Source organism: Lunatibacter salilacus (assembly GCF_009797935.1).
In the GTDB taxonomy this organism is placed as follows: domain Bacteria; phylum Bacteroidota; class Bacteroidia; order Cytophagales; family Cyclobacteriaceae; genus Lunatibacter; species Lunatibacter salilacus.
The window spans coordinates 36,620-49,895 of sequence record NZ_VOLC01000006.1 but is presented as its reverse complement, the minus strand read 5'-3'; the positions used below and the strand labels follow the sequence as shown (position 1 = coordinate 49,895).

Below are 13,276 nucleotides of genomic sequence, written 5' to 3'. Positions count from 1 at the left end.
CTGAATAAAATGAAGAATGGGCTACACATTAATTTTCCAATAGCCCAATAATTCGTAATTTCAAATCTATTAACCATTAAACCTATAGCTATGCCTAGTTCAAAAAACCAACTTCGATTATTTCTTATTGGATTCTTATTTGCCATCCTACCAATTTATCTCCCAGCCCAAGAAGATATTGAAAGACACCGAAAAGGGGAATTGATTGTATTGGGAAATCCGGGAGAGGAAGTCAAGATAGAGCAGCTATCCCATGAGTTTTGGTTTGGGGCTGCCATCAGCAATGGTTTTGTGAGTGGCTCAATGTCAGCCGAAGACAAAAGCCAGTATGAGGAGAAATTCCTGAAAAACTTCAATTCCGCCGTTACCGAAAATGCCCTGAAATGGGGAAATATGGAACCGAAGAAAGGGGAGGTGAATTATACAGTTGTTGACGGTATACTGGAGTGGACGGACAATCATAATATTCCGCTGCGTGGACACAATATCTATTGGGGAATCGAAAAATTTGTGCAGGATTGGGTCAAGGAGTTGGATGATGAAGAACTTCGTCAAACGCTAAAAAATAGGGCAGAAGATATCGCCACCAAATACAAGGGCCGCTTTGCCCAGTATGACCTAAATAACGAGATGATTCATGGGAACTTCTATGAGGAGCGTCTAGGTCCGGATATTACCAAAAAAATGGTGGAGTGGGTTCATGAAAAGGATCCGGATGCCCAACTATTCTTAAATGATTACGATATCCTTACGGGAAGCAGATTAGACGATTATATGGCCCATATCAGGGAGCTGTTGGGGCAGGGGGTGAAGATAGCGGGAATAGGCGTACAGGGTCATTTGCATGGAGAGAGTTTTGACAGGGGGGAGTTAAAGCGTTCGCTGGATTCATTGGCTGTGTTTAAATTGCCCATTATCGTTACCGAATTTAATATGCCCGGTCAGCGCTCCAAATACTACCGGGAAAATATCCGTACCATGACTCCAGAAGAGGAAGCACAGAAGGCGGAGGATTTGGTTGATTACTACAGCATTTGCTTTGCCCATCCGGCGGTGGATGGAATTCTGATGTGGGGATTCTGGGCTGGGGCCAACTGGATTCCAGTTTCCTCTCTCTACAACCGGGACTGGTCACCAACTCCCGCTGCCGAAGCTTATCAGGAATTGATTCACAAAACATGGTGGACAGATAACTCGGGAAGCATCAACCAAAACGGAAATTTTGCCACCATTGGTTTTTACGGAAACTATAGGATTACCGTGGGGTCTGAGACAAAGGAGGTATTGCTATCGAAGGATAGAGGTAGGGTGGTTGTGGATTTTAGGTAGAGTATTGCGGTATGTGTGTGACGGGAAAAAGAGAATTCCTTAAACTTATTGTTACAAACTATTTACTGTCAAATAGATGATGCGGTAAAATAAATATAGGATCAAATTGGGGATTATTAACGGCTTCGAAGGGCTGGGTGAAGTTTCTTTAATTAAGCATGAGCTAGTCGAGATGGCCAATATCGTATAATAATTAAATGAAATACCCTCAAAAAGATGCAAAAAGGGAAAAAGATGAAATTGCGATCTGTTATCGTTTTCTATATGCTATTAAATGGATGTGGAAATCTTGATAAGAATGAGCATCTTGACTTTAAGGTTGAATTAAATAATGTTTTCATAAATCAATACCAAAATGATTCCTTGAATGTAGCTAGACCGTATGTTATTCCGAAAGTTTATTTTGATTTTGACGTTTTCAATTCCTCACCTGATTCGGTAATTTTCTTTCTTAACACCCATTTTAATCCGGATACAGATGAGCTTCCTTACCTATACCTTTGCTTTGAATACTCTGGGAGAATTGACACTCTCTTACTAACGGATTACGAGAGCGTTAATCCTTTAATTTTCACACCTAACTCCGTGGATAGATTTATTGTGGGCGTTCCAATAAATGACTATCTGAAGATGCCGTTATATAAACAGGAAACTGGATCTACATTTATGAAATACCTAGCAGACCATGGGGTAATATATTACAATAACCCCAATCCTAAGGGGAATAATGCGACTTTAACTCCTCCAGAGATTACTAAGTCTAGAAATTTCGTGGTTGTTTTCAGGGATCCTGAGGATACAACGGTGGAATGACCGAAAACCCTTTCTCGAACTAGGCGTAGTATCCACTACAACAACCTATTATCAAATTCCTTCATAGCCAAAATCTCCAAATTGCTATTTTGCAATGGCATACTACGCACGTATTTTTAGACACAGGTTCGGTAATAAAATCACCAAGTGACTTTGCTTTGGAATACATATCTCGACTAAGTATTTCTTTAGCTTGTTACAGGGTAGTCTGTGGATCCTTTTTGAAACAAGGGGTTATTATGCCTACAGTGCAGTACATTAAATCCGAACTGCACTTTGGAAAAAGTGTTCTTAGCTTAAAGTGATTTATTTAATGGGGATAAAAATGCCGTGTTTTTTACTAGGTTCATTCAAAAATACTATATTTTTATTTTAACATACCCTTGTCTTTCAGGATAGTAACTACCTCCTGCTCCCGCATTTCAACGATTTTGGCTATTCTCGGCGTTTGGAATCCTTCATCAAAAAGGTTGAGAATTACTTTTGCTTTTCCTTCTGCTCTTTCTTTTTGCATTCCTATCAGTTCTCCTTCTAACTTCCATTTCTCCATTAGTCTATCATATGTAGTCATAATATTTTCTTTTATGGGTTCAGGAATAGATTTTATAGAGTCACCTAATTGGGCTTCGGAAATGTCGGATACATTTAAAGCATATACAACGAGCATTTCCGAAAAGTTCCAGTTTGCTCCCTCTACAGGAAACAGTCGGAAGATGCATTCAAAGTCTTCCTGGAGTTGCTGGGTTGATGCGCCACTGTTGTGACAATATGGTTGCGGCCATCATGCTGTTTCGCGTGTCAAGAAGCACATTTTCATCGATTGTCTTTAAGTCGATGAAAATGTGCTTGATTAATAGGTTGAAACCGGGGGCTATTATTTCGGCCGTGCCGTACCTACGACAGGAAATCCTAACGGCACCTGTAGATTAATTTTTAGACGTTGCTTTGCAACCAACATAATGTGGTATCTGCGACAAAGTAGGGTATCAACCATCAACTAACCGTCTCCACTTTTGCAGTATAAAACACGCCTGCCTTCATTAGGTTTTTTTTTTCTCCATTCACATCCCAAAGTATCTTAATCCCTTCGTCTCTAAATCTCTCCGTCCATGAGAAAACTATTAACCCAATAACCCAATAACCAATAACCCAATAACCAATAACCCAATAACCAATAACCAATAACTCAACTAACCATCTTCAACTCCTACCTACCTGGATCTAATCTCCCTCCGCATAAAGGAATAATAAGCCAACCCAAAGCAAACAACCGTTGCGGCAATCAAGCAGGTAAGCTGCGCCCAGACCAGCATCAGGCTTTGGCCCAGTGGTAGGGGGCTGGGAATTGTCCCGACGATCTGCTCCTGGGTTAGTGGACCCAGACTTCTGACATTGGGCATCAGTAGGGTAGTGGTCGCATCACTATACAACTGACTGGGCATTACCCGGAGAAGATTGATGATGAACTCCTGATACCGGACTAACTGATGCGGATGGGCAAACTCCGAAGGAGCCAGCACATTGGCGATTAAGTTGACGACTATCCCGTAAAAGACGGTAAAAAACAACCATACCGCAATGCAGGCAAGTGCTGAGGTTGCCGCCTGCCGGAATTTCACCGAAAACAACAGGGACAAATTCAGCCAAAACCCGATATAACATATACTTACAAGCGTAAAGATAATAATCCGCATTACTTCCTCTACTGTTGGTGGAATTCCGATTCGGAGAATTCCAATCCCCATAAAGAGCACGGTTAGAGATCCGATCAAAACAGCCACCACCAGCAGCGAAGCCAAAAACTTGGCATTTAGCCACTGATCCCGAAAGATAGGCTGTGAAAGAATTCGTGCCAGTGTGCCCCTGTTCTGTTCGGAATTGATGGCATCAAAACCCAGCCCAATACCCAATAGCGGACCGAGGAAACTGATAAACACAATAAATGACGGCAACCCATTTCCTGACGCGGTGAAGAGCTTTAGGAAAAAGAATGCATCTTCAGGATCACTTGGCTTTACCGTGTCTTTGAAATGCATCAGCCCCGTGATCAGCGAACCGGCACAGGCTAGCGTGATAATTGCCACCAAAATGATCAGCCTCCAGCTATGAATATGGTCGGCGATTTCCTTTTGTACAATCACCCAAAAGGGGGAGGGGATATTCGGCTTCGTTTCCTTTTGAGCAAATGTTTTATTTGTTGCAACTTTCTCTTGAACCCAAGGCAGGGTAAGTGTCCCCGAAGGAGACAGGTATGATCTAGCTTGTGAGAGTAGTTTCATGTGTTTATAATTTGTTTTTCAGAGGTCACATGGAATCTCGCTATGATAATCATCCCTCCGTGTGAGGTTCTCCTCATGCTCGATTTCATAGTATCATAATTTGCTTTTCAATAGCCATACCCGACTGCCATGATTCCGGCAGGTAGAATCCTGCCAAATGGCAGTCGGGTAATTTCGCATTTTTAATATTTCCGTCGGGTGAGGATACCATCATGCCCCGACTTCCTTTGTCTTTCTTTCTTCAAAATACCGCTGATAGATATCATCCAGCCCATACGTTTTTTTACTCAGATGGTGCAAAGAGGCTCCTGCCTCCACAATAGCCCGGGCTACTTCGGCGGAAGTGTCCTTCGAACAGCCAATATAAAGCAAGCCTTTTGACAGTATCTTTACATCATCCACACCTTCTAACTGGAGAAGCTCCGCTTCAAGATTAGCCGTTGATTGGGGTTGCGTAATCCGAGCCTCTATCTGCACCAGATGTTTTGAAATCAATTCGGCGGCCAATTCGTCCACGGAACCTGAGGCAAGTAATTTTCCCTGCACAAACAATCCTACACGGGTACAAATTTGCTGCACCTGATGCAGGTGGTGTGAGGAAAGCAGTACGGTCAGTCCCTTTTCCCGGCTAAGCTCCACGATTAGATCCAGCAATTCTTTCACACCTTTTGGATCAATTCCCAGCGTAGGTTCATCCAGTATGATTACTTCGGGATTTTTGACCAGCACATCGGCCAAGCCGAGTCGCTGCCGCATACCCCTTGAGTAGGTTCGCACCTTTTGATGGGCGGCTTTTTCCAAGCTGGTTTTTTTAAGCAGGTCTTCGATGCGGTTTCTTGCCTCCTCCTCCGCTATTCGGTTAAGCCGGGCGGTGAACATCAAATTTTCCCATCCGCTAAGGTCGTCGTAGAACCCCACATCTTCTGGCAAATACCCGACTTTCTCCTTTACAGCTTTGGGATTGGTGGTTGCATTGAGGCCGCAAACATGCACCAATCCGGAACTTGGTTCTGTCAGTCCAAGCATCATCAGGATAGTGGTAGACTTGCCCGCGCCATTTGGCCCGAGCAGGCCAAATACTTCTCCCTTCTGAATTTGCAGGTTTAGTCCGTCCACGGCTTTGAAATCCCCGTAGTGCTTGGTCAGGTTATCAAGTTGAATAACAGCCTGCACGCTTACCTCCTTCCGTATTTGTTAAACAACTGGAAAATCCCACCAAATACACCTAGGATAAGCATAACCCCCAGCCATCCCCAGACCACGGGGGTTTTTACGGAAACCCTGAAGGCTGCTTTTTCGGAAACTTCGGGATTGGTGGCTTCCAGCGTGGCCATATAATCGCCGGCAATTGCTTTTTTGGATGCCTGTATTGTGGCAAATACTTGGGCACTTTCACCGGGTTCCAAGTTTGGAATCTCCTTGGGATCGAATACCACGTCCCAATCCACCGGAGCCCTTCGGTCCAGCTTTAGGTTGGTGATGGGAGAGGAGCCGTTATTTCGTACGACAAGCTCCAGCCGTTTTTCTTTTCCAGCGGTGATATTAGTGCTTAGTAGTCCGGTAGGTGTGGTAAGCTCCATTTCATAGGAACCCTTAATGGCAGCCTCCAAGTCCAAGTTGGCGGAGGTGGCGTTGGTGATTGCCTGAATGGGTATTTTATAATTTCCAGCTTCAATCTTCTTTGGGGGAGTCACCTCTATTGCTATATCCTGTGTTTGGTTGGCATCTACTTGTACAGAACTTACCTGCTTTCCATTGGCTTTGAAGATTACATTCCAGCCTCGGGGAGCATCTTGACTCAGAGCATATAGTTGCGGCTCTGAAGTCATATTGCGCAGCTTTGCGTTGTAGGAGAATAGTGCACTTGAATGCCCCTCTATGTTGGGCTGCGTGGTCGTGAATTCTGTTTTGAACGTGCCTGTTTCAGACACGGTGACGGTAAGAGGCAGCGAGGTCAATCCACTGGCGACTACCTGAAATCGATAGGTGCCTTTTTTCACCTGATGGGGAACCTCAAGTTTCAGCGATAAATTTTTCTTTTCCCCTGGCAACACAGAAACCTTCTGAATGGTCCATCCTCCGGATTTCAGGGAATATTCCCAGCCTTTTGGAACACCACTAAGGGATACGGGTACATTTTTGATTTCTTCCGTGTTGTTGATCACCTCGATGGCGTAATCAATCGATTCACCGGGCGGAACGGAAATTTCAGGGTAAGGCGTGTAAAGAGCCACCGAGTTGGCATGTGCCAGGTGACCACCGAGAAGCGACATCCACAGGATGTGGACCATAACGATGCTTAGCATCTTAGTACGGGTTGACAATAAAAAACGGTTCATAATCTTTTAGTGACGATTGGTACAGGCACCAAAAATAAAAACTGGAAAAAAAATTTGAAATACTTCAAATGTTAAAAAATGTTAACAGGAATTATGCTGGATGAGAAGGTTTGATAGCCGTGGATTATTTGTAATTCCGTCCATTTCCAATTGCAAATTGGAAATAATAGAAGGGTTTAGTTGCAAACTACACCCAGTCTGGGCCGATACACCTGTACAGCGTCCAATTCTGCTATTTTTCATTAAGAACCTATTCTAAAATCAGCCAACTGACTCAAACGTTTAATTTTTTGACAACAAGGGTGCTTTTACGTACCTTGTGATTAGAAAAAGGAGAAACCATGAAAAAGACCCAATTATTAGAGACCATTCAAGATCTGCCAGATGAATTTTCGGTAGATGAACTAATGGAAAGGCTGATCATCTTACAGAAAATCGAAGAGGCCCGACTTCAGATACAGGCAGGACAATATTATTCAGAGGAAGAAGCTAAAAGGAAACTTGAAAAATGGTTAAAATAATATGGGCAGAAAGGGCCATAGATGATTTAACTCGTATAGCGGATTTTAGCGATAGGTATTCAGCGAAATATGCATCTTTTATTGTCTCCAAACTCTTCGATAAGGTCAATATTTTAAAGAAAATGCCGAAGATTGGAAGGGTAGTCCCTGAAAAGAATGAAGAGAACATTCGGGAATTGATTGAAGGCAATTACAGGATTATCTACGAACTTAGAGGAGAAGACGCCATAGAAGTACTTATGGTACATCATTCTTCTAGACCGCTGCAAAATATTTAAATAAGGGCTCTAACAGGTAACTTGACTTTTTCAACAGCCTCAATGGCAACTTAAGAAATACCGTTGGTATTGTTGAAAAAAAGCAACCCGGATTGAAATCAGGTACGGTGGTTAAGTTCAACTATTCATATAATGACCGTAAGTATCAAGGAGGAACCGGAATAGGTGATTATACCCTAAAAATAGGTGATAGATATATCGTCGAATTGCCAAGGATGAAGTGGATTTGTCTAAGGCTTAATTTTACGATCCCATACCGGATTTTGTTAGGGTTGAAATCCCCGACCTTTAGATTTGTTAAATGTTAATAATCTAAGATTACTGTTATAGTTATCGACATTGAGGGGGGGGGTACCGATAAAGAGCGCAAGGTTTTCCACTTATCCCTTATCACTTACCACTTAACAAAAGCTTCTCCGCCAATTCAACCAGACGGTTGGCATAGCCCGACTCGTTATCATACCAGCCAACTAATTTTACCAAGTTTCCCATAGATGAAGTGAGGGCAGAATCAAATATGCAGGAATGGGGATTGCCCACGATGTCTATAGACACAATGGGATCTTCACTGAATTCAATGATACCCCTATAGGCATTTTCGGAGGCAAGTTTAAAAGCGGCGTTGATTTCTTCCGAAGAAACATCCCGTTTGAGCAAGACAATCAGGTCCGTCAGTGAGCCATCCGGTACAGGCACCCGCATGGCGGATGCTTCAATTTTTCCCTTAAGGTCAGGAAGGACGATTTCCATGGCTTTGGCGGCATGGGTGGTGGTGGGGATAATGGAGTAGGCGGCTGCACGTGCTCTTCTTAAGTCTCTGTGTGGAGCGTCGTGGAGATTTTGGTCGTTGGTATAGGAGTGAATGGTGGAGACGTATCCCTTGATTATCCCAAAGTTGTCATCCATGATTTTGACCATCGGTGCCAGGCAGTTTGTGGTGCAGGAGGCATTGGAGACGATTTTCTCATCGCCATGTAGGATCTCGTTGTTCACACCCAATACGATGGTCGGAACATCCGCACTGGGAGAAGGTGCCGTGATGATAACCCGTTTCGCCCCTGCCCGCAAGTGTCCTTGGGCTCCTTCTTTGGTGGTAAATTTCCCGGTGGATTCCAGCACCAGATCCACATCAAGCTCACCCCATGGAATTTTATCCGGATCTTTTTCCGCAAAAATGCGGATCGTTTTTCCCTTTACGGAGATATTTCCATCGATTTCTTTTACGGGAAAGGGATATTTCCCATGCACGGAATCGTATTGGATCAGATGGGCAAGAGTAACCGGATCGGTTAGGTCATTAACAGCAACCAGCTCCAAGTGCGGGTTGTCCAACAATAATTTGATGGTCAGTCGGCCAATTCTGCCGCATCCGTTAACAGCAACGCGTTTTATTTTCAATGTTAGGGTGATTAAAGGTTGGGCGAAAATAGCAAAGATCCCATTGAATTGGGATTGATTGGGCAGATAAATTTTGATTATTAAAATTTTGTGTAAATTTAGAAAAAACCAAAATGAAGCTACCTCAGTTTTGGTAAGCAAATTGACACTGTGAATGTTCATTTAACCAATAGCCCAAAACGATGAAACAATTGATGATTACCAGTTACGGAAAAGCCGAGGAAGCTTTTTCACTTCAAGAAGGAGCTGATCTAGTACCGAAGGAACAGGAATTGCTGATAGAAGTAGAAGGTTTCGGGCTGAACTTTGCCGACGTAATGGCGCGGAACGGATTATACAAGGATGCGCCCAAGGTTCCCTTTGTACCTGGCTATGAAGTCGTGGGCAGGGTGATCAAAAAGGGAGTTTTGGTTCCGGACGAATTTGCCGATCAGCGGGTGGTAGCCTTTACAAGGTTTGGAGGTTACGCTTCCCAGGCGGTGGCTGATTTCAGGGGAGCGGCGGTTATTGACGATTCCATAGCAGGAGGGGAGGCTTGTGCTTTGGCCACGCAATATTGTACAGCGTACTATATGACCGATTTTACCAGCCGAATGCATGCGGGAGAAACGGCGTTAATTCATGCCTGTGCCGGTGGGGTGGGAGTTGCATTGACCCAGTTATGTCACCGCAAAGGAGTTCGGGTTATCGGCCTTTGCAGCTCACCAGAGAAAATAGCTTTTCTTAAAGAACAAGGTGTTGAAATACCGATCAATTACAAGCAAAGCAACTACAAAGATGTAATTGAAAACCAACTCGGAATTAGAAAGGTAGACTATGTGTTCAACACCGTCGCAGGCAAAACCTTCAAAAATGACCTATCGCTTTTGGCGTTTGGTGGACGGATTTTTTGTTTTGGGGGCGCAGCTAGGAGCGGGAAAAAAAGCCTGTTGATCAATGATGTGAAATTCCTGTTTCAGACCGGATTTGTCAGTCCTTTGTTTATGATGATGAAATCGCAGGGAGTTATTGGGGTAAATATGCTGCGTTTGGCTGATAACAAAATAGAAATTATCGGTTCCTGTCTGCGTGATTTGATCGAACTGTTTAAAAAGGGCGAAATAAAACCGGAAGTGGGGGCAACGTTTTCCGCATCTGAAATTGCCAAAGCGCATGCGTTGTTGGAATCCGGTAAAAGTACAGGCAAGATTTATGTGGCATGGTGAAAATTTTTTTCGGACAATGTGCAATCAGTTAAACCGTATTTATTTGGGATGTGCCATGTTGATGGGATGCTATTTCCCCCACTGGGTGTAGAATCCTCTACACCCTCCTATTTCTAACTTCCTTCAAAATCCCTTTCATGCTATTTGCAATGGCTTACTAAATAACCTTTTAGGAAATAAATGTATGCCATTTTGTACTCATTCTGCCATAGTGTTTGAAAAGGTCTGGGTAGATCTAAATAGTTATAGATAAAGCGGAATGAAATTGATCAGCTCCGTAGGAGCGAACGATATAGTAACCATGGGTTTCAACCCATGGTTAGGAAACAATCCTCCCTTAAAAGTGCCGTAGGCACGGACGATAAAGCGTGCTCAAAAGGTGGGTATAACCGATAAAAAGCGCAAGGCTACCCGAGCGAAATAGAATAGGCACCTGACAAAACCTAAATTTGAAACCTTGGCTTGACATCGGCCGTCCCGACGGGACTTTTGAAATATTATTATCATTTAGATCCCCCGGTTGAAACCGGTGGCTATTATATCGGCCGTGCCTGACGGCACTTGGAACAGTCTAGGAATTAGCCGTATTTAAGTCAGAAAAAAGGACATTAGTGGGGTCAACTTTTAGCTTTTCACTTTCCACTTTTAACTTAATAAACGCCTCCCCCTAGGTGTAAAATCCTCTACAATAGCCGTAGATCATTGGTAATTCCGTCCATTTCCAATTGCAAATTGGAAATAATAGAACGGTAGGACAAGCCGTTAATAAACAGTCCTCAGGCTTGGGCCGGGTAGTAGGGATGGCAAACCACACCCAGTCTGGCGATTCAAACGTTAATCATAATAATTAGCTGATTATCAACAAAACCCGGAAGGTTTGCAGGTTTTAGGTAAAACAATGTTACCTTAGAATTTCCAATAAACTTTCAAAAACACCTAAAATTCAATGAATACGCTCCGTTTTTTGCTTCCCCTTACCATTTGCCTGATTTCCGGTGTGTTGCGGGCGCAGACCTTACCCCAAGCGGGAGATCCGGCTAACCCAACAGACATACCGGATTTTTACAAGGCCACCTTGGCCGATATCGATGCTGAACTGCGGTCTATGACCAAAGGCACCTATACTCAGATTGCTGAATCTCCCAGTGGATTACCTCTTTATGCGGTATATTATGGCGAAAAGGAGGAATTTCACTCCCAAGCCAATTACAACTCAGCGGTGGCAGCTAGAAATCCGGCATTTTATGCCCGGAAAGATTCAACCACCAAACCTGTTGTTTTCTTCTTGGGACCCGTTCACGGACAGGAGAGCGAGGGGTTGGTAGGATTGGTCAATCTAATTCACATTGCCGAGACGGGAAAAGATTATCGGGGAAAGGATTGGCCACAAATTCAGAAATATTTTGACCAATTCCGGGTGATCATTATTCCCCACGGAAACCCGGACGGCAGACGGCGAAGCCCTTATGATACTTTTGTGGGTTTACCCGAAGATATTATGACCAAATATGGTCAAGGAACCAAACTAGACGGTTCACCTTGGCGATGGCCGCATGCAAAAGCCTTACATCCGATGAAAGGAAACGTTGAAATCCTCGGTGCCTATTACAACGATAACGGCATCAATATGATGCATGATGATTTTTTCTCCCCCATGGCTGAAGAAACTAAAGCAATCTTAAAGGTTGCCAGGGACGAAGTTCCCGATATGACCGTTTCGCTGCATTCCTGTTCCTGTACACCCTTTGTGATTCAAAACAGCCATGTACCCCTGTTTATGAAGAAGCGGATTGCGGATTTTGCCAAAGGCTTAAACAATAGCTTTATCAGTAAAGGCCTACCCAACCGGGGAGAAAATTTTTCCCTGAGCTTAGCGGATGATGACCCCGATTTTCCCAAGGCATCCTTTAATTTGGTAAGTGCCTTACATCATGCCACCGGAACGATGTCCTTTACCTTTGAGAGCCCTCATGGAACCATCGAGGATAAGGCCACCTATGAAAATATCCTTGATATTCAGTTGACGCTTTATCAGGAAATGTTTGAATACGTACTGGCGAACAGGATGTATTGGGAGTTGAAGTAAGTTTAAATGAGGTATGGATTGAGACAAACGCTAAAGAAAAACCGTCTAAGAAGAAACAAATTTTACTTCTATGAAAGATAGTGTTTACTTAGTTTTAACGGCTATTGTATTGGCATTGAGTTCTTGTTCCAATGAAAGAGACATTTCACCCACCGTTTTGTACGGCACTTGGGAGCAAAGCAGTTATCTGGAAGGCCGGGATCTGGATTTGGTAGCAAGGTATCATTTTCACCCGGATGGTATCTTTGAGAGAATCCATTTTCTAAGAAAGCCGCAATCGGCAGAAATTGTCGGATATACCCAATACCTAAAAGGTGAATTGCAGATAGTCGGAAGGCGGGTTAAATTTATAGATGGTGTACATTACCGTTTGGAGGATGGGGAAAGCGAATATGGGAATTTTGAGGACTTTCGGGAATTGGAGGGAATCCCGTATAACGCGGAGGCTGTACTCGAATTTGAAAAGAATAATCGGGAGGTAGTGATGGATTTTGGTCCCTGCAATCCCATACTTTCTTCCATCTGTATCCGGCATCAGCGTTTTACCAAGGTATTTGAATGATAGCGTTTCAATTTATCAAAGTCATTCCACATTTAAGATGAAAATATTTGTGAACCATATAAGACATATAAGTTCATATGAGATCAACTAAATTTAACTATCCTCTGCAATACCCCCCCCTGGGTGTAGAATCCTCTACACCCTCCTATTTCTAACTTCCTTCAAAACCGAAATCCGTTTCATGCCATTTGCAATGGCTTACTAAATAACGTTTTAGGAGGACTGTTGAAATTGTTTTTTTGAAAAAATCCCTTCCCATAGCCCCCTAAAGCCATAAAACCAAACCCATTTTAGACAATCCTTTTCCGGGGATAACCAAACAATTTTAGGTTATCCGAATAACTAGTAAAACTATAAATGGAATTGGAATAAAAAATACCCCGATTAGGGTATTTTTTTCTTTAACTGAAAAGTCTATCTTTAAAAGTTGGGTGTTTTTGATAGGTTATGGAGAAAAGGGATTGGT

12 protein-coding genes are annotated in these 13,276 nt (G+C 43.2%); 7 read left to right on the top strand and 5 right to left on the bottom strand.

Going from position 1 to position 13,276, the window contains the following annotated elements; translation table 11 throughout:
* Window positions 1-90 precede the first annotated feature (90 nt).
* The gene (locus FQ608_RS09775) at window positions 91-1,329 is read left to right on the top strand and encodes an endo-1,4-beta-xylanase (RefSeq protein ID WP_158857927.1); all 1,239 of its coding nucleotides are present in this window, start codon (window positions 91-93) and stop codon (window positions 1,327-1,329) included.
* Window positions 1,330-1,545: 216 nt separating this feature from the next.
* Complete coding sequence (locus tag FQ608_RS09770) at window positions 1,546-2,142, top strand: hypothetical protein (RefSeq protein ID WP_158857925.1); 597 nt, start codon at window positions 1,546-1,548, stop codon at window positions 2,140-2,142.
* 367 nt (window positions 2,143-2,509) lie between these two features.
* Here FQ608_RS09770 and FQ608_RS09765 read toward each other — a convergent pair whose 3' ends face one another.
* The 4 genes from FQ608_RS09765 to FQ608_RS09750 all read right to left on the bottom strand — a co-directional run bounded on the left by FQ608_RS09765 (window position 2,510) and on the right by FQ608_RS09750 (window position 6,727).
* Window positions 2,510-2,809, bottom strand: a complete 300-nt coding sequence (locus FQ608_RS09765) for an RpnC/YadD family protein (RefSeq protein WP_158857923.1) — start codon at window positions 2,807-2,809, stop codon at window positions 2,510-2,512.
* 544 nt (window positions 2,810-3,353) lie between these two features.
* Window positions 3,354-4,421 (bottom strand): ABC transporter permease, encoded by a 1,068-nt coding sequence (locus FQ608_RS09760; protein ID WP_158857921.1) that lies wholly within the window; start codon window positions 4,419-4,421, stop codon window positions 3,354-3,356.
* Between the two features lie 210 nt (window positions 4,422-4,631).
* A complete protein-coding gene (locus tag FQ608_RS09755; protein ID WP_158857919.1) occupies window positions 4,632-5,594 on the bottom strand; it encodes an ABC transporter ATP-binding protein in 963 nt (320 codons plus the stop codon).
* Between the two features lie 2 nt (window positions 5,595-5,596).
* A complete protein-coding gene (locus FQ608_RS09750) occupies window positions 5,597-6,727 on the bottom strand; it encodes a COG1470 family protein (protein WP_234364153.1) in 1,131 nt (376 codons plus the stop codon).
* Window positions 6,728-7,101: 374 nt separating this feature from the next.
* On the opposite strand from FQ608_RS09750, the gene FQ608_RS09745 reads away from it, so the two are divergent.
* Window positions 7,102-7,281, top strand: coding sequence for a hypothetical protein (locus tag FQ608_RS09745; RefSeq protein ID WP_158857915.1), 180 nt, complete (start codon window positions 7,102-7,104; stop codon window positions 7,279-7,281).
* Window positions 7,269-7,559 (top strand): type II toxin-antitoxin system RelE/ParE family toxin, encoded by a 291-nt coding sequence (locus FQ608_RS09740; RefSeq protein WP_158857913.1) that lies wholly within the window; start codon window positions 7,269-7,271, stop codon window positions 7,557-7,559. The genes FQ608_RS09745 and FQ608_RS09740 overlap by 13 nt, the downstream gene beginning before the upstream one ends.
* Before the next feature lie 390 nt (window positions 7,560-7,949).
* Here the strand turns inward: FQ608_RS09740 and gap are convergent, their stop codons facing one another.
* Window positions 7,950-8,957, bottom strand: coding sequence for a type I glyceraldehyde-3-phosphate dehydrogenase (gene gap, locus FQ608_RS09735; RefSeq protein ID WP_158857911.1), 1,008 nt, complete (start codon window positions 8,955-8,957; stop codon window positions 7,950-7,952).
* A gap of 182 nt (window positions 8,958-9,139) precedes the next feature.
* On the opposite strand from gap, the gene FQ608_RS09730 reads away from it, so the two are divergent.
* The 3 genes from FQ608_RS09730 to FQ608_RS09720 all read left to right on the top strand — a co-directional run bounded on the left by FQ608_RS09730 (window position 9,140) and on the right by FQ608_RS09720 (window position 12,810).
* Complete coding sequence (locus tag FQ608_RS09730) at window positions 9,140-10,162, top strand: quinone oxidoreductase family protein (protein ID WP_158857910.1); 1,023 nt, start codon at window positions 9,140-9,142, stop codon at window positions 10,160-10,162.
* A 946-nt stretch (window positions 10,163-11,108) separates the two neighbouring features.
* The gene (locus FQ608_RS09725) at window positions 11,109-12,248 is read left to right on the top strand and encodes a M14 family zinc carboxypeptidase (protein ID WP_158857908.1); all 1,140 of its coding nucleotides are present in this window, start codon (window positions 11,109-11,111) and stop codon (window positions 12,246-12,248) included.
* A 70-nt stretch (window positions 12,249-12,318) separates the two neighbouring features.
* Entirely contained in the window at window positions 12,319-12,810 is a 492-nt protein-coding gene (locus tag FQ608_RS09720; RefSeq protein WP_158857906.1) for a hypothetical protein, read from the top strand.
* Window positions 12,811-13,276: the final 466 nt, after the last annotated feature.

What these genes read in the sequence shown, in the direction of transcription:
- FQ608_RS09750 (WP_234364153.1), bottom strand. Translation starts at nt 6,727, where the DNA reads ATGCTAAGCATCGTTATGGTCCACATCCTGTGGATGTCGCTTCTCGGT.
- FQ608_RS09775 (WP_158857927.1), top strand. Translation starts at nt 91, where the DNA reads ATGCCTAGTTCAAAAAACCAACTTCGATTATTTCTTATTGGATTCTTA.
- FQ608_RS09745 (WP_158857915.1), top strand. Translation starts at nt 7,102, where the DNA reads ATGAAAAAGACCCAATTATTAGAGACCATTCAAGATCTGCCAGATGAA.
- FQ608_RS09770 (WP_158857925.1), top strand. Translation starts at nt 1,546, where the DNA reads ATGCAAAAAGGGAAAAAGATGAAATTGCGATCTGTTATCGTTTTCTAT.
- FQ608_RS09760 (WP_158857921.1), bottom strand. Translation starts at nt 4,421, where the DNA reads ATGAAACTACTCTCACAAGCTAGATCATACCTGTCTCCTTCGGGGACA.
- FQ608_RS09720 (WP_158857906.1), top strand. Translation starts at nt 12,319, where the DNA reads ATGAAAGATAGTGTTTACTTAGTTTTAACGGCTATTGTATTGGCATTG.
- FQ608_RS09725 (WP_158857908.1), top strand. Translation starts at nt 11,109, where the DNA reads ATGAATACGCTCCGTTTTTTGCTTCCCCTTACCATTTGCCTGATTTCC.
- FQ608_RS09740 (WP_158857913.1), top strand. Translation starts at nt 7,269, where the DNA reads ATGGTTAAAATAATATGGGCAGAAAGGGCCATAGATGATTTAACTCGT.
- FQ608_RS09765 (WP_158857923.1), bottom strand. Translation starts at nt 2,809, where the DNA reads ATGCTCGTTGTATATGCTTTAAATGTATCCGACATTTCCGAAGCCCAA.
- FQ608_RS09730 (WP_158857910.1), top strand. Translation starts at nt 9,140, where the DNA reads ATGAAACAATTGATGATTACCAGTTACGGAAAAGCCGAGGAAGCTTTT.